Annotated in this window: 19 protein-coding genes and 1 riboswitch; of the genes, 15 read left to right on the forward strand and 4 right to left on the reverse strand. The window is 67.3% G+C overall.

Features of this window, described 5'->3' with window-relative positions:
- The first annotated feature begins 57 nt into the window (after window positions 1-57).
- The 8 genes from BBJ41_RS05940 (at window position 58) to BBJ41_RS05975 (ending at window position 9,201) form a co-directional block, all read left to right on the forward strand.
- The gene (locus tag BBJ41_RS05940) at window positions 58-1,284 is read left to right on the forward strand and encodes an HNH endonuclease signature motif containing protein (RefSeq protein ID WP_069745731.1); all 1,227 of its coding nucleotides are present in this window, start codon (window positions 58-60) and stop codon (window positions 1,282-1,284) included.
- A 731-nt stretch (window positions 1,285-2,015) separates the two neighbouring features.
- Window positions 2,016-3,041 (forward strand): LacI family DNA-binding transcriptional regulator, encoded by a 1,026-nt coding sequence (locus BBJ41_RS05945; RefSeq protein ID WP_069745732.1) that lies wholly within the window; start codon window positions 2,016-2,018, stop codon window positions 3,039-3,041.
- A gap of 61 nt (window positions 3,042-3,102) precedes the next feature.
- Window positions 3,103-4,131: an ABC transporter substrate-binding protein gene (locus BBJ41_RS05950; protein ID WP_069745733.1), complete on the forward strand. Its 1,029-nt coding sequence runs from the start codon at window positions 3,103-3,105 to the stop codon at window positions 4,129-4,131.
- Between the two features lie 17 nt (window positions 4,132-4,148).
- Window positions 4,149-4,973 carry an ABC transporter permease gene (locus tag BBJ41_RS05955; protein WP_069745734.1) on the forward strand — a complete coding sequence of 275 codons (825 nt, stop codon included), beginning with the start codon at window positions 4,149-4,151 and terminating at the stop codon, window positions 4,971-4,973.
- A 10-nt stretch (window positions 4,974-4,983) separates the two neighbouring features.
- Window positions 4,984-5,880, forward strand: a complete 897-nt coding sequence (locus BBJ41_RS05960) for an ABC transporter permease (RefSeq protein WP_069745735.1) — start codon at window positions 4,984-4,986, stop codon at window positions 5,878-5,880.
- A 27-nt stretch (window positions 5,881-5,907) separates the two neighbouring features.
- A complete protein-coding gene (locus BBJ41_RS05965) occupies window positions 5,908-6,939 on the forward strand; it encodes an ABC transporter ATP-binding protein (RefSeq protein ID WP_069745736.1) in 1,032 nt (343 codons plus the stop codon).
- Window positions 6,940-7,013: 74 nt separating this feature from the next.
- Entirely contained in the window at window positions 7,014-7,838 is an 825-nt protein-coding gene (locus tag BBJ41_RS05970; protein ID WP_069745737.1) for a phosphodiesterase, read from the forward strand.
- A 163-nt stretch (window positions 7,839-8,001) separates the two neighbouring features.
- Complete coding sequence (locus tag BBJ41_RS05975; RefSeq protein WP_069745738.1) at window positions 8,002-9,201, forward strand: MFS transporter; 1,200 nt, start codon at window positions 8,002-8,004, stop codon at window positions 9,199-9,201.
- A 21-nt stretch (window positions 9,202-9,222) separates the two neighbouring features.
- Here BBJ41_RS05975 and BBJ41_RS05980 read toward each other — a convergent pair whose 3' ends face one another.
- On the reverse strand, window positions 9,223-10,401 hold the full coding sequence (locus tag BBJ41_RS05980; RefSeq protein WP_069745739.1) for an EamA family transporter: 1,179 nt from the start codon (window positions 10,399-10,401) through the stop codon (window positions 9,223-9,225).
- Between the two features lie 481 nt (window positions 10,402-10,882).
- Here BBJ41_RS05980 and BBJ41_RS05985 point away from each other — a divergent pair, with 481 nt between their 5' ends.
- The gene (locus BBJ41_RS05985; protein WP_069745740.1) at window positions 10,883-11,236 is read left to right on the forward strand and encodes a type II toxin-antitoxin system RelE/ParE family toxin; all 354 of its coding nucleotides are present in this window, start codon (window positions 10,883-10,885) and stop codon (window positions 11,234-11,236) included.
- Window positions 11,233-11,514 (forward strand): helix-turn-helix domain-containing protein, encoded by a 282-nt coding sequence (locus tag BBJ41_RS05990; protein WP_069745741.1) that lies wholly within the window; start codon window positions 11,233-11,235, stop codon window positions 11,512-11,514. Before BBJ41_RS05985 ends, BBJ41_RS05990 begins: the two co-directional genes overlap by 4 nt.
- A 61-nt stretch (window positions 11,515-11,575) precedes the next feature.
- Here BBJ41_RS05990 and BBJ41_RS05995 read toward each other — a convergent pair whose 3' ends face one another.
- The 3 genes from BBJ41_RS05995 to BBJ41_RS06005 all read right to left on the reverse strand — a co-directional run bounded on the left by BBJ41_RS05995 (window position 11,576) and on the right by BBJ41_RS06005 (window position 13,480).
- A complete protein-coding gene (locus tag BBJ41_RS05995; RefSeq protein ID WP_069747606.1) occupies window positions 11,576-12,364 on the reverse strand; it encodes a molybdopterin-dependent oxidoreductase in 789 nt (262 codons plus the stop codon).
- A 29-nt stretch (window positions 12,365-12,393) separates the two neighbouring features.
- Entirely contained in the window at window positions 12,394-13,026 is a 633-nt protein-coding gene (locus BBJ41_RS06000) for a cytochrome b/b6 domain-containing protein (protein WP_069745742.1), read from the reverse strand.
- A 187-nt stretch (window positions 13,027-13,213) separates the two neighbouring features.
- Window positions 13,214-13,480, reverse strand: a complete 267-nt coding sequence (locus BBJ41_RS06005) for a pentapeptide MXKDX repeat protein (protein ID WP_069745743.1) — start codon at window positions 13,478-13,480, stop codon at window positions 13,214-13,216.
- Between the two features lie 268 nt (window positions 13,481-13,748).
- A riboswitch (TPP riboswitch) is annotated at window positions 13,749-13,865 on the forward strand.
- 124 nt (window positions 13,866-13,989) lie between these two features.
- Here BBJ41_RS06005 and thiC point away from each other — a divergent pair.
- The 5 genes from thiC to BBJ41_RS06030 all read left to right on the forward strand — a co-directional run bounded on the left by thiC (window position 13,990) and on the right by BBJ41_RS06030 (window position 19,653).
- Window positions 13,990-15,921, forward strand: a complete 1,932-nt coding sequence (gene thiC / locus BBJ41_RS06010; protein WP_069745744.1) for a phosphomethylpyrimidine synthase ThiC — start codon at window positions 13,990-13,992, stop codon at window positions 15,919-15,921.
- A gap of 233 nt (window positions 15,922-16,154) precedes the next feature.
- Window positions 16,155-16,367, forward strand: a complete 213-nt coding sequence (locus BBJ41_RS06015) for a glycine zipper 2TM domain-containing protein (RefSeq protein WP_069745745.1) — start codon at window positions 16,155-16,157, stop codon at window positions 16,365-16,367.
- 211 nt (window positions 16,368-16,578) lie between these two features.
- A complete protein-coding gene (locus tag BBJ41_RS06020; protein WP_069745746.1) occupies window positions 16,579-16,827 on the forward strand; it encodes a hypothetical protein in 249 nt (82 codons plus the stop codon).
- Window positions 16,828-16,967: 140 nt separating this feature from the next.
- Entirely contained in the window at window positions 16,968-17,894 is a 927-nt protein-coding gene (locus BBJ41_RS06025; protein WP_069745747.1) for a DMT family transporter, read from the forward strand.
- Window positions 17,895-18,372: 478 nt separating this feature from the next.
- Complete coding sequence (locus tag BBJ41_RS06030; protein WP_069745748.1) at window positions 18,373-19,653, forward strand: EAL domain-containing protein; 1,281 nt, start codon at window positions 18,373-18,375, stop codon at window positions 19,651-19,653.
- Window positions 19,654-19,672: the final 19 nt, after the last annotated feature.

Here is a 19,672-nt window from a genome sequence, read left to right on the forward strand (position 1 = left end):
ATAACAGAACAACGACGCGTACCACGGGCGACAAAATCGGTAATACGGGGAAACGAGATGACCAGCAAAGGAAGAATCAAAAAGCATAAGGAAAGCATCAACGTATTCATGCAGGAAACGCTGAAGCTTCATATCCAGAACAAGTTATGGTCGTACGATGCGACTGCCGATGACGGCATCGTAGTCATGAAGCTATGGCAAAAAGACCGTCAGGCTTTGCCCGATGGAAGAGAGCGAATCGGCATCTGGCGCCCCGTCCCGAAGAGTGAGGTGAAACTGGGACGCAGGGAACGTCAGAACAACATCGAACGAATGAGCGCGGGTGCGAAAACGTACGCTATCGTCCGCGGCCACCCCGATTCTCACGACAGGGATTCATACGTTTACGAAAACGACCGCGTCTACGAACTCGGCCGTATCGAGATCGAGCCGGACGGCGCGAAATACGCCGTCGTTGAGCGCGTCATGACGATCGCCGAATTCTTGAGCCGGAACGAAGGCCCGAACAGCGACGACATCACCGCGGTTGACCTGACGGCCCTGCTCGCTTCCCTCGGCACGCGAACGGTAGTCACCAAAAACAACCGGCCGGATGCCGAACAAAACTATCGCCCAAACCCTGATCACCGTGACGAAATGCTCGATGGCTATTGGGTAGGCCAACCTGCAAACGTAAGTCCTGCCAACGCATTCGCGCTGCATCTCGTCGAACGGTACAAGGAGGTCTGGCTCGGCGAGTATCTGGGCACGATCGACGAAGGAGACGGCCGGTTTTCGTTGATCGTCGGAAGCGTACAGCGGTTCCATGTGCCGGACCTGGACTTCTCGAACCCGACGCAGGAACCGCTGCGAAAAGCGCTGAAAAAGCCAGGCGCAGTCACCTATTCGTACTTTGATCCCGACGATTGGGAGCGCGCCGTCACCGATAACGCCCGGACACCCGACGGTCCCGTGTTCAAGATGTCGACTATCAAACAGCGCCGGCACCAGCAAGCATTTCGCGCTGCAGTGTTTGCCCGCCACGGAAAGGCGTGCATGGTCACCCAATGCAACGTTGAGGACCTTCTGGAAGCAGCGCACCTGACCGGCAGCAATTGGCAGGACGGTGACAACACCGCCGATCACGGCATTCCGCTGCGCGTCGACATTCATCGAGCATACGACCGCGGTCTATTGACCCTTGATCGCAACCATCAGATCGATCATCTCGACGCTACGCTGGAGGAACAGTACGGTCAGTACCGATACCGGCCACTCGACCGGCACGTCACAAAAACCAGCTAGTGCTGGATACAACGCCACAAAAACAAAAAACCCGCGAGTGCATGATCTCTCGCGGGTTTTCGGGCCTTCATCGAATCGCATGAAAGCGATCCGTGGTGCCGGGGACCGGACTCGAACCGGCAAGCCAGTTAAGGCGGCGGATTTTCGTCACACTGCTTCTTTCGAAGCCGGCATCGTCTGGGCAATACCGTTCGTGCGCTGGACTATGCCTTCACCGTCGCGCGCGGGCGTGATCGCCACCCGTGCGCCTTAGGCGCCCCCCGTCTAGTCTCTACACCTTCCTCGCGGGTATCGCGAGGCTTGGCTCGGCGTTGCCTCGATGCGCGCATCAGGGGTTTCACCGAATTTGAAGGGTTCTGCACCGACCGTTTCCGGCCGGGCACTCAATCGTTTAAGTCCGCTATGTTTACCAATTTCATCACCCCGGCAAGAGGGCGGACGCGATTCTACCATTGCTTGCGCATGCGTTCCCTTATTCTGCCGCGCCGCATCACGACATCGGCCGCCGCCACGCGGATTCATCCTTCGTAATCGACGCCGATACGATTGCGCCGCCGATTTCGTCCCGTGCCGCAACATCCCCGATACAATCGAACCCGCCTCGTCCGACGGGCCCAACCGTCTGACGTTTGTGTCGTGCTTTTTGCGAAACAAGCGTCGCGTGCGTCATCGCGAAGTCACAAACGTTTTCGATAATTTCCTCGCCGAAAACGTTTACATCGCGCTACTTCATGACCTCGACCATCAAGGACGTTGCTGCCCTCGCGGGTTTCTCGATCGCCACCGTCTCACGCGCGATCAACGCCCCGCATACCGTCAGCCCCGCCACGCTGCAGACGATCCGCACCGCGATCGACACGCTGCAATTCCGCCCGAGCCCGCTCGGCCGGCAATTGCGCGGCGAGCGCACACGGCTCGTCGGCGTCGTCGTGCCGACCCTGTCGAACCCCGTGTTCGCCGACTGCCTGCAAGGGATCGACGAGCTCGCGACCGCAGCCGGCTTCAAGCTGATCCTGATGACGACCGAATACGACGCGGCGCGCGAGCGCCACGCGATCGAGACGCTGCGCGAACAGCGCGTCGAAGGGCTGATCCTCACCGTCGCGGACGCGGACACGCACCCGCTGCTCGACATGCTCGACCACGACGGCCCGCATTACGTGCTGATGCACAACGACACGCAGCGCCGCCCGTCGGTGTCGGTCGACAACCGCCGCGCCGCCTATGACGGCGTGCGGATGCTGACCGCGCGCGGCCACCGTCGCGTGCTGATGCTCGCCGGTTCGCTCGCCGCGTCGGATCGTGCGCGCCAGCGTCATCTCGGTTACGCGCAGGCGCTCGAGGAAAGCGGCGTCGCGACGCTGCCGCCCGTCGAAGTCGACTTCAACGCGCCCGAGCTGCCCGACGCGGTGCTCGCGCATCTCACCGCGCACGCGACGCGCCCGACCGCCCTCTTCTGCAGCAACGACCTGCTCGCGATGGTCGTGATGCGCGGCCTGCGCCGCGCGGGCTTCTCGATCCCGGACGATCTGTCGGTGCTCGGCTTCGACGGGATCTCGATCGGCGAGCTGCTCGCGCCGCCGCTCGCGAGCGTCGCGACGCCGAACCGCGACATCGGCCGTCACGCATGGCGGCGTCTCGTCGAATGCATCGGCGGCGCGACGATCGAACGCGCGTCGCTGATCCTGCCGCACACGGTGCGCGACGGCGCGACGGTCGCGCCGCCGGCCACCGACCTGCAATTGCGCAAGGCCTGAACGCGCGGGCCGCGCCAACGCACGCGGCCACGCGCCCCACACCCTCGTCCGGAGACCCACCGTGCCCTTCCGTCTGACCTCGCTGCTGCGCGCGCTTGCCGCCCCCATCGCCTGCGCGGCGCTCATCGCCGGCGCACCCGCCGCCCACGCCGACGAAACGGCGATCTGCTACAACTGCCCGCCCGAATGGGCCGACTGGGCCGCGCAGATCGCGGCGATCAAGCAGAAGACCGGCATCCGCGTGCCGTTCGACAACAAGAACTCGGGCCAGTCGATCGCGCAGTTGATCGCCGAGCAGAAAAGCCCGGTCGCCGATGTCGTCTACCTCGGCGTGTCGTCGGCGTTCCAGGCGAAGGACAAGGGCGTGATCGCGCCGTACAAGCCCGCGCACTGGAACGACATTCCCGCGAACCTGAAGGACCCGCAAGGCTACTGGTTCGCGATCCACTCGGGCACGCTCGGCTTCTTCGTGAACAAGGACGCGCTCGACGGCAAGCCGGTGCCGCGCTCGTGGGCCGATCTGCTGAAGCCCGAATACAAGGGCATGGTCGGGTATCTCGATCCGTCGAGCGCCTTCGTCGGCTATGCGGGCGCGGTTGCCGTCAACCAGGCGCTCGGCGGCAGCCTCGACAACTTCAAGCCGGCGCTCGACTGGTTCCGCAAGCTGAAGGCGAACGCGCCGATCGTGCCGAAGCAGACCGCGTATGCGCGCGTGCTGTCCGGCGAGATTCCGATCCTGCTCGACTACGACTTCGACGCGTATCGCGCGAAATACAAGGACAGCGCGAACGTCGAGTTCGTGATCCCGAAGGAAGGCACGATCGCGGTGCCGTACGTGATGAGCCTCGTGAAGGGCGCCCCGCACGATGCGAACGGCAAGAAGGTGCTCGACTTCGTGTTGTCCGACGAAGGTCAGAAGCTGTGGGCCAACGCCTATCTGCGCCCGGTACGCGCGCAGACGCTCGGCGCCGACATCGCGTCGAAGTTCCTGCCGGCGAGCGAATACGCGCGCGCGAAATCGGTCGACTTCGGCAAGATGGCGGCCGGCCAGCAGGCGTTCGGCCAGCAATATCTGCAGGTGATGCAGTAAGCCGCGGAACGCCATCGATGCTCGATCTGACTTTTCCGCTGCGCTGGCGCGTCGCACTCGTCGCGCCGGCGCTCGCGGTATTCGCCGCGTTCTGGCTGCTGCCGATGGCCGCACTCGTGCAGGTATCCGCCGACGGCGCGTTCTTCTCGCAGTACGCGTCGCTGCTCGGCAATGCGCGCTACATGAAGAGTCTCGGCGAGACGGTGGCGCTGTCCGCGGGCGTCACGCTCGCGACGCTCGTGCTGTCGACGATCTCCGGGCTGCTGCTCGCGCGCCGCGAATTCGCGGGCAAGCGCGTGCTGCTCGCGCTGCTCACGTTTCCGCTCGCGTTTCCGGGCGTCGTCGTCGGCTTCATGGTCATCATGCTCGCCGGGCGCCAGGGGCTGATCGGCATGCTGTCCGCGAAGCTCACCGGCGACAAGTGGGTGTTCGCGTATTCGGTCGCGGGCCTGTTTGTCGGCTACCTGTACTTCTCGATTCCGCGCGTGATCGTCACGGTGATCGCGGCCGCGTCGAAGCTCGACGCGTCGCTCGAGGAAGCCGCGCGATCGCTCGGCGCATCGCCGTGGCGCATCTTTCTCGACATCGTGCTGCCTGCGCTCGCGCCGGGCCTGATCGCGGCCGGCGCGATCTGCTTCGCGACCGCGATGGGCGCGTTCGGCACGGCGTTCACGCTGGCCACCGACCTGAACGTGCTGCCGATGACGATCTATACCGAGTTCACGCTGAACGCGAACATCGCGACGGCGGCCGGCCTGTCGATCGTGCTCGGCATCGTCACCTGGGCCGTGCTCGCGCTCGCGCGCCGGTTCACGGGCCACACCGCCGCCGCCGCGGCCTGAGGATTCCTCGATGCAATCGCTCTCCGGCTCTTCCGCGCCGTCGCCGGCACCGGCGCCCGCGCACGTGAACGGCGTCGCCCGGCGCGCACCGCGCGCGACCGGCGCACGCATGATCGCCGCGCTGCAATGGGGCGTCACGCTGCTGCTGTGCGCGTTCCTGATCGTGCCCGTCGTGATGTCGGTGCTCGCGGGCCTGACCGTCAACTATTTCCGCGGCCTGTCGAGCGGCCTCACGCTGCGCTGGCTCGAACAGGTGTGGCAGCAGTATCACGGCTCGGTCGCGCTGTCGCTCTACGTCGCGTTCGCGACGCTCGCGATCGTGCTCGTCGTCGGCGTGCCGGCCGGTTATGCGCTCGCGCGCAGCAAGAGCCGCATCGCGCGCGCGATCGAGGAAGCGCTCGTGCTGCCGGTCGCGCTGCCGGGCCTCGCGTCGGCGCTCGCGCTGCTGGTCGTCTATGGCGGCTTCACCGCGTTCCGGATGAGCCTGTGGTTCATCGTCGTCGGCCACGTCGTGTTCACGCTGCCGTTCATGGTGCGCGCGGTCGCTGCCGTCGCGGCCGGCGCCGACCTGCGCACGCTCGAGGAAGGCGCGGCGAGCCTCGGCGCATCGTTCGTCACGCGCTTCGTCACGATCGTGCTGCCGAACCTGCGCCCCGGCATCGTCGCGGGCGCGCTCGCGGTGCTCACGCTGTCGATCGGCGAGTTCAACCTCACGTGGATGCTGCACACGCCCGACACCAAGACGCTGCCCGTCGGGCTGGCCGATACCTATGCGTCGCTGCGCCTCGAAGTCGGCAGCGCGTACACGATCCTGTTCCTGCTGATGACGCTGCCGCTGCTCGTCGCGATGCAGTGGCTCGGCGTCGATCCGTCCGGCACGCGTGCGCTCAAGCGCCGCCCGCGCTGACCTGCCCGCGCTGATTTCTTCGCTCACATGAAACTCGATTCCACTCCCATTACGCTGGCCAACTGCGCGAAGACGTTCCGCGGCACGCGCGTGCTCGAACCGCTCGACCTGTCGATCGGCGCGGGTGAAACGCTCGTGCTGCTCGGGCCGTCGGGCTGCGGCAAGACGACGACGCTGCGCCTGATCGCGGGCCTCGATACGCCGGACGCCGGCGGCACGATCGCGTTCGGCCACGACGACGTGACGCAGCTTCCGATCGAGCGCCGGCAGGTCGGCATGGTGTTCCAGAACTACGCGCTGTTCCCGAACCTGACGGTGCGCGGCAACGTCGGCTACGGGCTGAAGATCCGCAAGACCGAGCCGCGCGCGCTGCGCGAACGCGTCGACGAACTGCTCGCGATGATGCGGCTCGACGCGCATGCGGACAAGCCGATCGATCAGCTGTCGGGCGGCCAGCGTCAGCGCGTGGCGCTGGCGCGCGCGCTCGCGGTGCGCCCGCGCGTGCTGCTGCTCGACGAACCGCTGACCGCGCTCGATGCGAAGCTGCGCGACGCGCTGCGCCGCGAGATGAACGCGCTGCTGCGCGAGCTCGGCGTGACGACCGTGTACGTGACGCACGACCAGGCCGAAGCGATGGAGCTCGGCGACCGGATCGTCGTGATGGGCGCGGGCCGCATCGAACAGATCGGCACGCCGCGCGACATCTACTACCGGCCGGCGAACCGCACGGTCGCGCAGTTCATCGGCACGCTGAACCGGCTTGCCGGGCAATGGCGCGATGGCGCGCTCGTGACGGCCGGCGGCGCGATCGTCACGCCGCACGCGGCCGACGAATGGTTCTTCCGCCCCGAGGATGCGGAACTCGTCGATCCCGCGCATGCGCCGCTGCGCGGCGCGATCGGCGCGTGCGCGTTCCTCGGCGAGCGCACGCGGCTCACGATCGAGCACGCGGCGCCCGACGCGCTCGTGATCGACGTGCCGGGCCGCATCGAGCTCGCACGCGGCACGGCCGTCGGCATTAAGATCGCACCGGAAGGCCTGATCGCGCTCGGCGCCTGAGCGCGACGCACGCACCACCCCACCGCGGCGCGCGACGCCGCACGACAACAACCAGACGATTCCGAGGAACGACGATGCTGCTTGCTCAAATCAGCGATCTCCACATCAAGCGTCCGGGCCAGCTCGCGTACCGGCGCGTCGACACGGCGGCCGCGCTCGCGCGCTGCATCGCGAAGCTGAACGCGCTCGTGCCGCGCCCCGACGCCGTGCTCGTCACCGGCGACCTGACCGATTTCGGCCACGACGACGAATACGGCCACCTGCGCGAGCTGCTCGCGCCGCTCGAGATTCCGTACTACCTGATGATCGGCAATCACGACGACCGCGCCGGGCTGCGCCGCGCGTTCCCCGATCGCGCCGAGCTGCACGATGGGGAATTCGTGCAGTACGCGCTCGACGTCGGCGCGGTCCGCGTGCTCGCGCTCGACTCGCAGGTGCCGGGCGCGAGCTACGGCGACCTGTGCGACGCACGGCTCGCGTGGCTCGCCGCGCAACTCGACGCCGCGCGCGATCGCCCGGTGATCGTCGCGCTGCATCATCCGCCGTTCGCGTCGGGCATCGGCCACATGGATGCGCTGCGTCTCGCGCCGGCCGCCGCCGCGAAACTCGATGCGCTGCTGCGCGGTTATCCGAACGTCGAGCGCGTGCTCTGCGGCCACGTGCACCGCTCGATGTTCACGCGGTTCGGCGGCACGCTCGCGTCGGCCGTGCCGGCGCCCGCGCACCAGGTCGCATTCGACCTGCGCGACGATGCGCCGTCCGCGTTCCGGCTCGAACCGCCGGCATTCGCGGTGCATCGTTATGCGCCGGATACGGGGATGACGTCGCATCACGTGTACGTGGACGAAGGCGCGGGGCCGTATCCGTTCTATGAACCGACGGGCGAGCTGGTCGACTGACCGCGCGCGGAACGTGCAGTAACGGGCGCGGGCTCGGTTCGCCCCACGCCCGGCAGGATTGACGGTGCTCCGGTATGATCGGCGGCCTCGACCGGCACCCGGCCCGCCGGCGCACCCGATGCGTGCGCCACGCGCCGCGCCGCCCAACTTCGCCCGTGCAGCCATGTCCACTACGTCCACCGACCGTCCGACCGACGCCGCCTCGCCTCACTACTCGCGCAGCCTGCTGTTGCTGCTCGCGACGATCGCGGGCGTGTCGGTCGCGAACATCTACTACAACCAGCCGCTGCTCGACAGCTTCCGCTCGGCCTTTCCCGACGGCGCGTCGTGGATCGGCGCGGTGCCGACCGCCACGCAGCTCGGCTACGCGGCCGGCATGTTCCTGCTCGCGCCGCTCGGCGACCGCTTCGACCGCCGCGGGCTGATCCTGCTGCAGATCGCCGGCCTGTCGATCGCGCTGATCGTCGCGGCCGCCGCGCCGTCGCTGGCCGTGCTCGCCGTCGCGAGCCTCGCGATCGGCGTGCTCGCGACCATCGCGCAACAGGCGGTGCCGTTCGCCGCCGAAATCGCGCCGCCCGCCGAGCGCGGGCACGCGGTCGGCACCGTGATGAGCGGCCTGCTGCTCGGCATCCTGCTCGCACGCACGGCCGCCGGCTTCGTCGCCGAGTATTTCGGCTGGCGCGCGGTGTTCGGCGCGTCGGTCGCGGCGCTCGCCGCGCTCGCCGCCGTGATCGTGTTGCGGCTGCCGCGCAGCACGCCGACGTCGACGCTGCCGTACGGCAAGCTGCTCGGCTCGATGTGGCACCTGGCGGTCGAATTGCGCGGGCTGCGCGAGGCGTCGCTGACGGGCGCCGCGCTGTTCGCGGCGTTCAGCGCGTTCTGGCCGGTGCTCACGCTGCTGCTTGCCGGCGCGCCGTTCCATCTCGGCCCGCAGGCGGCCGGCCTGTTCGGCATCGTCGGCGCGGCGGGCGCGCTCGCGGCGCCGTACGCAGGCCGCTTCGCGGACAAGCGCGGCCCGCGCGCGATCATCTCGCTCGCCATCGCGCTGCTTGCGCTGTCATTCGTGATTTTTGCGCTGTCGGGCTCGAGCCTCGTCGGGCTCGTGATCGGCGTGATCGTGCTGGACGTCGGCGTGCAGGCCGCGCAGATCTCCAACCAGTCGCGCATCTATGCGCTGAAGCCCGAGGCGCGCAGCCGCGTGAACACGGTGTACATGGTGTGCTATTTCATCGGCGGCGCACTGGGCTCGTCGGCCGGCGTCGCCGCATGGCATGCGTTCGGCTGGACCGGCATGTGCGCGACCGGGCTGCTATTCAGCGCGCTCGCGGGCTGGTCCCATCATCGCGGCGGCCGACGCGGCTGAACCCGGCCGGCCACGCCGGCGTCATGCGTCGGCGCGGGGCGCGGCCGGTTCGTCGGCAGGCGGCGGCGCGAACGCCGGAGCCGGATCGATGACCGCCGCCGGGTCCATCACGGCGGCCGGTACCGGTACCGCAAGCGGCACGGCGGAAGGCGCCAGGATGGGCGCCGCGTCCGGCACCGCGATCTGATCGGGGGCGGATGCAACATCCGTCGCCGCCGCGGCTGCGGCCGTGGTGGCCGCCGCACTGGCCGCCGCCGCGCGTGCCGCGGGCCGGCGCGCCGGATCGAACACGAACGACAGCCCGACGCTGCCGAGGATCGCGACGGTCGCAACCACGGTCGCCATCGTCACCGGTTCGCCCAGCAGCAGCGCACCGAGCGCGACCGCGACGATCGGGTTCACGTACATGCAGCTGCTCGCGATGATCGGGCTCGTGTGGCGGATCAGGTAGCCGTACGCGACATACGCGGCCATCGTGCAGAACACCATCAGATACAGAAACGCGAACACCGGCCCCACCATCACGTGTTCGATGCGTTCGCCGATCAGCCATGCGACGAGCGTCGAAATCAGGCCGCCGAGGCCGATCTGCAGCGACGTCGACAGAAACAGGTCGGACGGCAGCTTGAGCCGCGTCGCGAGGTGCGCGCCGCCCGCCCAGAACAACGCGCCGGCCAGCACGCAGATCGTGCCGAGCGCCGAATTCCGGGCCGCTGCGCCGCCCGAATTCAGGATGACGATGCCGACCATCCCAAGCGCAACCGCCGTCCATTCGCCCTTGGTCACCGGCCGGCCGGCCACGGCCGCGATCACGGTCGCGAACAGCGGCACCGTGGCCACCATCACCGCGGCCGAACCGCTGCTGACCGAGCTGATCCCCAGCGCGATCGTGCCCGACGACAGCGCGACGAGCATCGTGCCGACGATCCCCGCATTGCGGATCTCCAGCAGCGTCGGCCATTCGGGCTTGCGCCGCAGCGCGAAGATGAACAGGCCGATCCCGCCGAGCAGGTTGCGCAGCCCCGACAGCAGCAGCGGCGGGAACGACTGCAGCGCGAAATGCAGGCCGCTGTAGGTCGAGCCCCACACGAAATAGATGAACACGAGCGCCAGCGCGACGCGGCCGCTGCGGCTTTGCGGCAGGCGGATCCGGAACGACAGGCGGGAGAAGAAATCGAGGAGACGGTCGAGCGGGGTCATCGTGCGACCCGCCCGCACGTCGCGCCGCGTGCCCCGCTGAAAGACGCCGGCGATGCCGGCAAACGGTCCTGGCGGGACCGGGAAGGCAGAGCGAACGTGCGGAACGACATGGCAGTGCGAACGGCGACGAAAGAGAACCGGCAAGCGGCGGCAGAGGGACAAAAAAACGTGCGCAACCGCTTTGGCTGCGCACGCTTGGCATTATGGCATCAAGGATTCGAAAGCATCGTCAGACCTGTCTGAAAGGATAAGGAATGACGTTTCGGCGCGACATTTTCGGCCTGTGGGCGCGTGAAATCCGGGGCCGGATACCCGGTGCGCACGGGTTGCCTGCGGCACCGCGATCCGCCGCGATCGCGCCATCGGCCTGACGGCCAGTCATGCGCGCCACCCCGCGCTTCCCGCTTATCGTGACGATCGACATGCCCTCCCCGTGCGATCCATTGCACGCATTCGACACTCACACCGCCCATACAATATTTTGTATAATTCCAGCATTCTTCCGCCGAAGCCGGTCGTTTTCGTCGGCAGCGCGCTCGACGATCTTCGTGACTTTCCACTGCCTGCGCGACGCGAAGCCGGCCATCAGATCGATCAGGTGCAGCGCGGCCTGGCGCCTGACGACTGGAAGCCGATGCGCACGGTCGGCGTCGGCGTGCGGGAAATTCGCCTGCGCGATGCAAGCGGCGCGTTCCGGGTCGTCTACGTCGCGACCTTCGCCGCCGCCGTCTACGTGCTTCACTGCTTCAGGAAGCAATCTGCGCGCACGAACAAGACCGATATCGACCTGGCCGCCCGGCGTTATCGCTCGCTGATGATGGAGTTGAAACGATGACCAATCAACGTTACACGAACGTCTGGGACGCAATCGAGGGACAACCGGCCGAGGCCGAGAACATGAAGCTGCGCTCCGAGCTGATGATCGCGCTCAAGCAGCGCATCGCGCAGCTCGAACTCAGTCAGGCACAGGCGGCGCAACGGCTGGGCGTCACGCAACCGCGCGTCTCCGACCTGATGCGCGGCAAGATCAACCTGTTCGGGCTCGACGCGCTCGTGAACATGGCGGCGGCCGTCGGCCTGCGCGTCGATCTGCAGGTGCGCGAATCCGCGTGACACGCGGCGCCTGACGTGCGGTGCGGCACGGCACGCGCTGCGACGCCGCGCCATGCACCGCTCACGAACCGCCGAACCAGTTGTAGCCCTGGTCGACCCAGTAACCGCCCGGATACGTATCGGTCACGAAGATTTCCATGATGTGCTTCGGGTTCTTGTAGCCGAGCTTGGTCGGCATCCGCAGCTTCATCGGGAAACCGAATTCCGGCGGCAGGCGGTGGCCGTCGTACTCGAACGCGAGCAGCGTCTGCGGATGCAGCGCGGTCGGCATGTCGATGCTCTCGTAGTAGTCGTCCGCGCACTTGAAGCCAACGTACTTCGCCCGCGTATCGGCACCCGCGCGCGCGAGGAACGCGCCGAACGGCGTGCCGCCCCAGCGGCCGATCGCGCTCCACCCTTCCACGCAGATATGCCGCGTGATCTGCTCCGCATGCGGCAGCGCATACAGCTCGTCCAGCGTCCATACGCGCTTGCCCGTCACGCGGCCGGACAGCACGAGCCGGTACGTCGACGCATCGACGTGCGGCACGTCGTCGATCCCGTAGAACGCGTTGAACGGGAACGGCCGCGTGATGTCGGCCTCGGTATAGGTCGGCGCAAGCCGTTCGCCGCTGAACAGCCAGGCCTGCACGCGATCGTTCATGCGCGACACTTTCTCGAGGAACGTGTTGACCGATGCGTCGTCCTGCAGCGTGCAGCCGGTGAGCATCGTCAGGCCGCCGAGCGTCAGCACGCGCCGGTTGAAGAGCCGCCGCGACGGCATCTCGAGCTCGCGGCGCACGTCGAGTTCGAGCGACTTCCGGTCGAGCGACCAGCGCGGGCGGTCGCGCTTGGGTTCGGATTCCGACATGATGATTTCCTTCGGCACCTTCGTGCCGTTCAACGGCCGCGAAACATCGCGAGCAGCGAGCGCGGCACCAGCAGCGCCATCGCGACATGCACGACGAAGAATGCGACGAGCAGCGACATCGCCCAGAAATGCACGACGCGCGCGTTGTCATAACCGCCGAACAGTTCGCGCAGCAGCGGGAACTGCACCGATTTCCAGATCGCGAGCCCCGACAGCACGAGCACGGCGAGATCGACGATCGCGGCCAGGTACGCGGCGCGCTGCACCGCGTTGTAGACGCTCAGGTCGGCATGCGACAGCCGCCCGCCGAGCGCCGCGCGCACGTCGCGCCACACGGAGGCCGGCGTGACCGGCAGCATCTTGCGCACAAGGCGCCCGGTCGCAAGCGACATCGTCAGATAGAACAGCCCGTTGCCGACGAGCAGCCACATCGCCGCGAAATGCCATTGCAGCGCGCCGCCGAGCCAGCCGCCGATCGTGATGCCGTGAGGAAACGTGAACGGCGGATAGATCGGCGACGCGTCGTAGATGCGCCAGCCGGACAGCGCCATCAGCACGGCCGCGAGCGCGTTGAGCCAGTGGCTCGCGCGCACCCAAAGCGGATGGATCGGGCGCGCGGGCGGCGTGGCGGCCGCGCGCCCGGTGACGGGAACGGTTTGCATGATGAAGACTCCCGAAAGGAGGTGACGGAGTGCGACACGGGGCCGTGGACCGGCCGGGCAACGCATGCGCCGGCGCGCGGCGTGGCGCGTAATGTGCGTGGTGCGCGCCCCGCGCGTCAGCCTGTGCCGCGTGCCGTTCCGGCATGCAGCGGCGGCACGCGCGTCGGCCGCACTCCGTCCGTTTCCGTCAGTTCGACGGGGCCATCTTGTCGCCCGACATCGGCTTGCCCATCGAGTCGTGCGACATCGCGTCCTTTTTCATCGCGTCTTTCTTCATCGCGTGCTTCTTCATGCCGTCTTTCTTCATCGCGCCGTCCTTGGCCATCGCGTCGTGGCCCATTGCGTCCTTCGACATCGACGAGCCGCCATTCGACATTGCGTCGTTCTGCGCATACGCGCCCGTTGCGGCCAGGGCGAAACCGGCGACACAGGCTGCGATCAGTACTTTTTTCATGACATCTCTCCGAAACATGGGTTTGAGGAGCCGAATAGACGGAGGACGTCGCGGGAAATGACAGCCGTTTCGAAAATATTTTTGGAAGCTGCCGAAGATGCCGCAATGCTGCACCGCGCCGTCGTTGTCAGCCGGGCTGCAGGGCCGTGCGGCGGTGTCGTGGATCGCGGCCTGCGCGGCGGGTACGCCGTCGGCAATGCTGCAACTGCACCGCGGCAACCGATCTGCCACCGGTTGAAACCGCCGCCAAGCCAGTGTATCGTGTGCGCTGCTAACGCGGGGGTCCTGCAATGCGCCCGGTCAACAAACCGGCATTGCGGGTGAGAAATACCCTTTGAACCTGATCTGGATAATGCCAGCGCAGGGAAGCGTACGGATTTCGCCGCCATCCTTCTGACGAAATCCGCCGCCTCACCAAGCCTCGTCTCCTGCTTAGCTCGAGCCCCACATTCGTCAAGGGCTCCGGGCAAGCGCCGAAGCGCCTGTCCGGCGCTCACACAGGAGATTGCATGAACGCCAATCCGAAGTTTCTGTCCGCCGACGCCCACGTCGACGCCGCCGCCGTCGCGCCGCTGCCGAATTCGCGGAAGGTTTATGTGACCGGCTCGCAGCCCGACATCCGCGTGCCGATGCGCGAAATCACGCAGGCCGACACGCCGACCGGCTTCGGTGGCGAGAAGAATCCGCCGATCTACGTGTACGACACGTCGGGCCCCTACACCGATCCGGAAGCGAAGATCGACATCCGCGCGGGCCTGCCCGCGCTGCGCCAGGGCTGGATCGAAGCGCGCGGCGACACCGAGGGGCTCTCCGGCCTGTCGAGCCAGTACGGCCTCGAGCGCGCGGCCGACCCGGCCACCGCCGAGCTGCGTTTCCCGGGCCTGCACCGCAACCCGCGCCGCGCACAGGCGGGCAAGAACGTCACGCAGATGCACTACGCGCGTCAGGGCATCATCACGCCGGAAATGGAATACATCGCGATCCGCGAGAACCAGCGCCGCGCCGAGTACCTCGAGAGCCTGAAGTCGAGCGGACCGAACGGCGCGAAGCTCGCCGCGATGATGGGCCGCCAGCACCCGGGCCAGGCGTTCGGCGCCGCGGCCTTCGGCGCGAACGCACCGGCCGAGATCACACCGGAATTCGTGCGCTCGGAAGTGGCGTGCGGCCGCGCGATCATCCCCGCGAACATCAACCACCCGGAATCCGAGCCGATGATCATCGGCCGCAACTTCCTCGTGAAGATCAACGCGAACATCGGCAACTCTGCCGTCACGTCGTCGATCGGCGAGGAAGTCGACAAGATGACGTGGGCGATCCGCTGGGGCGGCGATACGGTGATGGATCTGTCGACCGGCAAGCACATCCATGAAACGCGCGAGTGGATCATCCGCAACAGCCCGGTGCCGATCGGCACGGTGCCGATCTACCAGGCGCTGGAAAAGGTCAACGGCAAGGCCGAGGATCTCACCTGGGAAATCTTCCGCGACACGCTGATCGAGCAGGCCGAACAAGGCGTCGACTACTTCACGATCCACGCGGGCGTGCGCCTGCAGTACGTGCCGCTCACCGCGAACCGGATGACGGGCATCGTGTCGCGCGGCGGTTCGATCATGGCGAAGTGGTGCCTCGCGCATCACAAGGAAAGCTTCCTGTACGAGCACTTCGAAGAGATCTGCGAAATCATGAAGGCGTACGACGTGAGCTTCTCGCTCGGCGACGGCCTGCGCCCCGGCTCGATCTACGACGCGAACGACGAAGCACAACTCGGCGAGCTGAAGACGCTTGGCGAGCTCACGCAGATCGCGTGGAAGCACGACGTGCAGGTGATGATCGAAGGCCCCGGCCACGTGCCGATGCAGTTGATCAAGGAGAACATGGATCTCCAGCTCGACTGGTGCAAGGAAGCGCCGTTCTACACGCTCGGGCCGCTGACGACCGACATCGCGCCGGGTTACGACCACATCACGTCGGGCATCGGCGCCGCGATGATCGGCTGGTTCGGCACCGCGATGCTGTGCTACGTGACGCCGAAGGAACACCTCGGCCTGCCGAACAAGGACGACGTGAAGGAAGGCATCATCACGTACAAGCTCGCCGCACACGCTGCCGACCTCGCGAAGGGCCACCCGGGCGCGCAGGTGCGCGACAACGCGCTGTCCAAGGCGCGCTTCGAGTTCCGCTGGGAAGACCAGTTCAACATCGGTCTCGATCCGGACAAGGCGCGCGAATTCCACGACGAGACGCTGCCGAAGGATTCGGCCAAGGTCGCGCACTTCTGCTCGATGTGCGGCCCGCACTTCTGCTCGATGAAGATCACGCAGGACGTGCGCGAGTTCGCCGCGCAGCAGGGCGTGTCGGAAACCGAAGCGCTGAAGAAGGGGATGGAAGTCAAGGCGGTCGAGTTCGTCAAGACCGGCGCCGAGATCTATCACCGTCAGTAAGCGACGCGGCGATCCGCACCGGAAACGCCTTACGCTGCACGAAGCCCGCTTTCGAGCGGGCTTTTTTTATGCATGTCGCGTGCCTGCCGGCGCACGGGAAACAAATGATTACGAAACCGCGTGAAGCTTAACAAGTGCTTACAGCAGCGTGGCGGGACGGCGCGTAGATTGGGTTTATGCGCGGCCGCCAGCCGGTCGTGCGCCCTCCGTTCACTACCACAAGGACAACGATCATGAATTCGATTCGGCGTATTGGGGTATGCGCGCTCCTCGTCGCGACGATGGCCAGCCTGTCGGCCTGCGATTCGATGTCGAGACGCCAGCGCGACACGGCGATCGGCGCGGGTGTCGGCGGTGTCGCCGGCGCCGCGATCGGCGGCAGCGCGCTGTCGACGCTCGGCGGTGCCGCAGCCGGCGGCATCATCGGCAACCAGGTCGGCAAGTAAGCGCAGGCCGGCCGGGCGAGCGCACCCGGCACTGCAACTTTCCTCTGACCAGACGGCGTTTCCGCGGTGCGGAAGCGCCGTTTTCGCATGCGCCGCCGCGAGATGCGCGCCTCGGCCCGGAAATGACCCGTTACCGTTTCGCACACCGTGTCATCGGCATGCGGCCTAAGCTTAAGCATCTGCCGATTGCCGGCTCCGCCGGAGAGACATCATGAACAGGATCCTCGTCGCCACGGCGCTCGCCTGCACGACGCTCGCCGGCTGCTACTACCCTTACGGCTACTATCCCGGCGGTTATTACACGGCGGCGCCGGTACAGCCGGCGCCCGTGTACGTCGATCCGGGCCCCGCCTACTACTATCCGGCGCCCGCCTATGCGCCTGCGTGGGGCGGTTATTGGGGGCCGGCGCTGTCGCTCAATTTCGGCTTCGGCGGACGCGGCGGCTGGCGCCATCACTGACCGGGCAACGCCGCCGGCCGGCACGCTTCACGCGCGCCGGCGGCGAATCTACCGTTTCTTGTCGTTTCATCGAATCGTGAAACGACGGCGCGGTAACGCGGTGTAAGATCTTCCGCATCCCGTCCCTCGCCCTCACGATCGTGTCCCCCAAGAACGCCATACTGCTGACCGTGCTCGCTGCCCTGTGGGGCGCCTCGTTCCTGTTCATCCGGATCGGCGTCGTCGATTTCGGCGTCGCGCCGCTGATGGCGCTGCGCGTGGGCATCGGCGCGATCTTTCTCACCGGCTTCGCGCTGACGCGCTTCGCACCCGCCGATCTCGGCGCCCGGCTGCGCCGGCACGCGTGGCCGTTGTTCGTGGTCGGCGCGCTGAACTCGGGCATCCCGTTCTGCCTGTTCGCCTTTGCCGAACTGACGCTGTCGGCCGGCCTGACGTCGGTGATCAACGCGACGACGCCGCTCTGGGGCGCGCTCGTGGCTTACCTGTGGCTGAAGGACAAGCTGTCGCTGCCGCGCGCGCTCGGCCTCGTGATCGGGTTTGCCGGCGTGATCACGCTCGTATGGAACCAGATCGCGAACGCGCACGGTGACACGGGCGCCAGCGCGACCGCGCTCGCCGCCGCCGCGGCGCTCGGCGCGACGCTGCTGTACGGCATCGCGGCCAATTACACGAAGCGCAAGCTCAGCGGCGTCGATCCGCTCGTCAACGCGGCCGGCAGCATGATCGGCTCGACCGTGCTGCTGCTGCCGTTCGCGATCGCCACGTGGCCGGCCGCGCCGGTCAGCACGCACGCATGGGGCGCCGTGCTCGGCCTCGGCATCGCATGCACGGGCATCGCGTACTTCATCTTCTTCTACCTGATCGCGCATATCGGCCCCGCCCGCGCAATTACCGTGACGTTCGTGATTCCGGTGTTCGGCCTGCTGTGGGGTGCGCTGTTCCTCGGCGAACACGTGTCGGCCGTAATGATCGAGGGCTGCGCGATCGTACTCGTCGGCACCGCGCTCGCGACCGGCGTCATCAAGCGGATTCCCGGTCTCCGGCCGCGCAGCGGCGAAGCGACCTGAGGCATCACGCGCAGGTTCGGCCGCACGCGCCGCCTTGCGCCGTGCGGTGACGGCCGACGGGCCGGCGACGCCTGTTCGCGATCCGCACGTCGGCATTCGTCTGACGGCGACGCCCGCCCGCGGCGGGCTTTCCCGCACCATCACGCATGTCGTCCGGCCGCGACGCCCGGCAATGTCATCGTCATGCCGCCCGGTCGTGATGTGCCGCCGCGACACCCTTCGCCGCGTGGCGGTCATGCGCGGCGCGCACTCGGGCCGCACCGGTCGCCGCTACGGCCAGCCAGGGCCGCAAACCGCGTACCGCGTGCGTCTGGAGTTTCCCTGATACGCGCGCAGCCGCATTCCCGTTACACTTCGAACACTTATCCGCACAAGGCGGTCACGATGCCCTACGTTCTTTCGCGCCCGCCTGCGCGTGCGACTGCTTCAGCGTGGTGGCGCGCCGCCGCCCCGCCGCTCGCCCCCGGGCACCGTTGACATGAAGCCCGCCCGCGACCCGTCGCTCGACTCCCTGCTCGAACGCCTCACGCCAACGCCCGGCGGCTGGATCGCCACCTATCGCACCACGACGCTGCGCAGCGTGTTCCAGCCCGTGCTGTCGATCACGCACAAGCGCGTCGTCGGTTACGAGGCGCTGCTGCGCGTCGTCGACGCGAACGGCGCGCTGGTCTCGCCCGCTGCCCTGTTCGACAAGACGCGCGCCGACGCCGATGCACTCCTGCTCGACCGGCTCGCGCGCTGCCTGCACACGGCCAACTTCGTCGCGCAAGGAATCGGCGACGGCTGGCTGTTCCTGAACGTGACGCCGCGCGTGCTCGATTCGGGCCTCGTGCAGCGCGAGTTCGTCGAGGCCCTGTGCCGGCATTTCTCGCTGCCGCCGAACCGCATCGTGCTGGAAGTCGTCGAACAGCCCGCGCGCGACGAAGCCGCGCTCGCCCGCACGATCGACATGATCCAGCATCGCGACTTCCTGATCGCGATCGACGATTTCGGCACGGGGTTCTCGAACTTCGACCGCGTGTGGCGCGCGCGGCCCGACATCGTCAAGCTCGATCGCTCGCTCGTCGAGCGTTCGACCGGGTCGGCCGACGATCGCCGCATCATGCATCACCTCGCGTCGATGCTGCATCAGGCCGGCGCGATGGTGCTGGGCGAAGGCGTCGAAAGCGACGACGCGCTGCAGGCGCTGATGGAAGCCGACATCGATTTCGTGCAGGGTTTCCAGTTCGGCCAGCCCGACGCGTCGATCGCGCACGCCAGCGCGGCAGCGCCTGCGATGCTCGACGCCGCATGGCAACGCTTCATCGCCCGCCGGCACGCGCCGGCCGTGGCCGAGCAGCCGGGCTTCGACGCGATCGAGCGACTCGTGCTCGCCGGCGCGGCGGCGTTTTCCGCGAGCGGCAACCTGCAGGATGCCGCACAACGCGTGTTCACGGTGCCGGCTGCGCGACGCGTATTCGTCACGGACGAGGTCGGCGAGCAGTTCCTGCCGTCGATCGGCGCGCATCCCGAAGACGGCCAGGCAAGCGCGACCCGCCTCGCACCGCTGTTCCCGGAAACCCACAGCAACTGGTCGCGGCGCCCGTACTTCCAGCGCGCGATCGCCGCGCCCGGGCGCGTCGCGCTGATGGGCCCGCACTTCTCGCTGACGGAAGGCCGCGATTGCTATACGGCCGCCGTCGCGATCCGCGCGCAAAGCCGGCTCGTCGTGTTCTGCGTCGACTTCGTGCTCGACAGCGCGGGAACCGTGATGCGTTAGCCGGCGTAGCGGCAGGCGC

This window comes from Burkholderia stabilis, assembly GCF_001742165.1.
Taxonomy (GTDB): domain Bacteria; phylum Pseudomonadota; class Gammaproteobacteria; order Burkholderiales; family Burkholderiaceae; genus Burkholderia; species Burkholderia stabilis.

Coding starts and splice junctions, on each gene's coding strand:
- BBJ41_RS05940 (WP_069745731.1), top strand. CDS start 58: ATGACCAGCAAAGGAAGAATCAAAAAGCATAAGGAAAGCATCAACGTA.
- BBJ41_RS05945 (WP_069745732.1), top strand. CDS start 2,016: ATGACCTCGACCATCAAGGACGTTGCTGCCCTCGCGGGTTTCTCGATC.
- BBJ41_RS05955 (WP_069745734.1), top strand. CDS start 4,149: ATGCTCGATCTGACTTTTCCGCTGCGCTGGCGCGTCGCACTCGTCGCG.
- BBJ41_RS05960 (WP_069745735.1), top strand. CDS start 4,984: ATGCAATCGCTCTCCGGCTCTTCCGCGCCGTCGCCGGCACCGGCGCCC.
- BBJ41_RS05965 (WP_069745736.1), top strand. CDS start 5,908: ATGAAACTCGATTCCACTCCCATTACGCTGGCCAACTGCGCGAAGACG.
- BBJ41_RS05970 (WP_069745737.1), top strand. CDS start 7,014: ATGCTGCTTGCTCAAATCAGCGATCTCCACATCAAGCGTCCGGGCCAG.
- BBJ41_RS05975 (WP_069745738.1), top strand. CDS start 8,002: ATGTCCACTACGTCCACCGACCGTCCGACCGACGCCGCCTCGCCTCAC.
- BBJ41_RS05980 (WP_069745739.1), bottom strand. CDS start 10,401: ATGACCCCGCTCGACCGTCTCCTCGATTTCTTCTCCCGCCTGTCGTTC.
- BBJ41_RS05990 (WP_069745741.1), top strand. CDS start 11,233: ATGACCAATCAACGTTACACGAACGTCTGGGACGCAATCGAGGGACAA.
- BBJ41_RS05995 (WP_069747606.1), bottom strand. CDS start 12,364: ATGTCGGAATCCGAACCCAAGCGCGACCGCCCGCGCTGGTCGCTCGAC.
- BBJ41_RS06000 (WP_069745742.1), bottom strand. CDS start 13,026: ATGCAAACCGTTCCCGTCACCGGGCGCGCGGCCGCCACGCCGCCCGCG.
- BBJ41_RS06005 (WP_069745743.1), bottom strand. CDS start 13,480: ATGAAAAAAGTACTGATCGCAGCCTGTGTCGCCGGTTTCGCCCTGGCC.
- thiC (WP_069745744.1), top strand. CDS start 13,990: ATGAACGCCAATCCGAAGTTTCTGTCCGCCGACGCCCACGTCGACGCC.
- BBJ41_RS06015 (WP_069745745.1), top strand. CDS start 16,155: ATGAATTCGATTCGGCGTATTGGGGTATGCGCGCTCCTCGTCGCGACG.
- BBJ41_RS06020 (WP_069745746.1), top strand. CDS start 16,579: ATGAACAGGATCCTCGTCGCCACGGCGCTCGCCTGCACGACGCTCGCC.
- BBJ41_RS06030 (WP_069745748.1), top strand. CDS start 18,373: ATGAAGCCCGCCCGCGACCCGTCGCTCGACTCCCTGCTCGAACGCCTC.